The following is a 1,411-nucleotide window of genomic DNA, read 5'->3' as shown; positions in this document are numbered from 1 at the left end:
CGCTTCGAGCCTTTCCATATGCCCGGCATCGACGTCTTTCGCAGGCCCTTGCTTCTCTACGGGATCGGCGCATTGCCCTCCCAGCATAGGATCAGGAGAATGAGGCAGTCCCATCTTTTGAGCGTCCTGACCGACATCGAGTGCGGTCGGCACGGAGTTGAGTTCGAACTTACCTCATCCATCGTCCTGCGAAGGACGCTTGTCCGCCGGGGCGGAACTTTCTGTCTCTCTCCTTCCTGGCCGTCCGGATCAGATGATCGGGGCCGTAGCTTCCCGCGTCCAGCGGAACCCGACGCCATCCAGCCACATGCGATGCATGATGACCGCCAGGCGACGTGCAAGGGCGACGATGGCCTTGCGCATCCCGCGTCGCTTCGCGACGTTCATTGCCCAGGCTTTCAACCATGACCATTTCGTCACGCGCGTCAGCAGCGTCTGTGCGGCCTCATAGAGCAGCGTTCTCATCATGCCGTCCCCACAAAGGGAGATGCGGCCCACGCGCTTGCTTTCGCCGGACTCGTTGAGCTTCGGCGTCAGCCCGAGGATGGGACCCACCGCCTTGGAGCTTCTGAAGCGCTGCGGAATGTCGATGGTTGCGGTATAGGCCAGCGCCGTAACGGCACCGACACCGGGGATCGTCATCAAGCGCTTGCAGGTCGCATCCTCCTCCGCGGACGCCAGCACCTTCTTGTGCAGGCGAGCAAATTCGGCGCGCAGCTTGTTCCGGGCAGAAAGCAGCGCCCCCATGAGTTCCTCCAGGTCGGGCATGCCTTCAACGAGTTCCCGAATACGCTCCTCGAATTTCACCGTTCCCACAACACCAACCTTGAGGCCGAAGTTGCGCAGAAGACCGCGGATATCATTCTCGATGGCTATCGCCTTGCCTTGCAGGAGCTTACGGGCCGTCAAGAGCGCCCGCCGCTTCTGGCTCGTTAGCGTCTTCACATGCACCGGACGATACAGGTTGACCCGCATCATCTGCGCGATGCCGCGCGCGTCGTTACGATCAGTCTTGTTCGGCTGGGCCTTCAGGAACGCCTTCACATGGCGCGTCTCGATGCAGATGACCGGTAATCCGGCGCGCGCAAGCCCCTCGAAAAGCCACTGCGACAAAGGCCCAGCCTCAAGCCCGATCCGCTCAATGTTCCAGCTCGGATCCTTCATAACCGCGAGCAAATCGCCGGGGTGGCTGTGAACCTTCACCTCGCGGCAGATTTTGCCCGATTCGTCGACAATGCAAACGGCGGTCTCTTTCACCGAGACATCGAGGCCGATAAAGTGCTTCATGCTGCGCTTCCTTTCCTGATGCTTGTGGCTGTCGCGACAGACCACGTTCTATCATCAGCTCGAAGCGCAGCACCTTCCCGCATCACCGTCCGAGGATGGGGCGCAAGCCGAATATCCTATCTTT

1 protein-coding gene is annotated in these 1,411 nt (G+C 60.5%); it reads right to left on the bottom strand.

The features are described from left to right. Window positions 1–249: 249 nt before the first annotated feature. Window positions 250–1,287 (bottom strand): IS110 family RNA-guided transposase, encoded by a 1,038-nt coding sequence (locus N1058_RS23975; protein WP_265520095.1) that lies wholly within the window; start codon window positions 1,285–1,287, stop codon window positions 250–252. Window positions 1,288–1,411: the final 124 nt, after the last annotated feature.

This window comes from Nitratireductor luteus (genome assembly GCF_026162365.1).
GTDB lineage: Bacteria > Pseudomonadota > Alphaproteobacteria > Rhizobiales > Rhizobiaceae > Chelativorans > Chelativorans luteus.
The sequence above is the reverse complement of the archived record's forward strand: the minus strand, read 5'-3'. Positions and strand labels throughout refer to the sequence as shown.

Bases quoted from the DNA above. Each gene is read 5' to 3' on its own strand.
- N1058_RS23975 (WP_265520095.1), bottom strand. From the start codon at position 1,287: ATGAAGCACTTTATCGGCCTCGATGTCTCGGTGAAAGAGACCGCCGTT.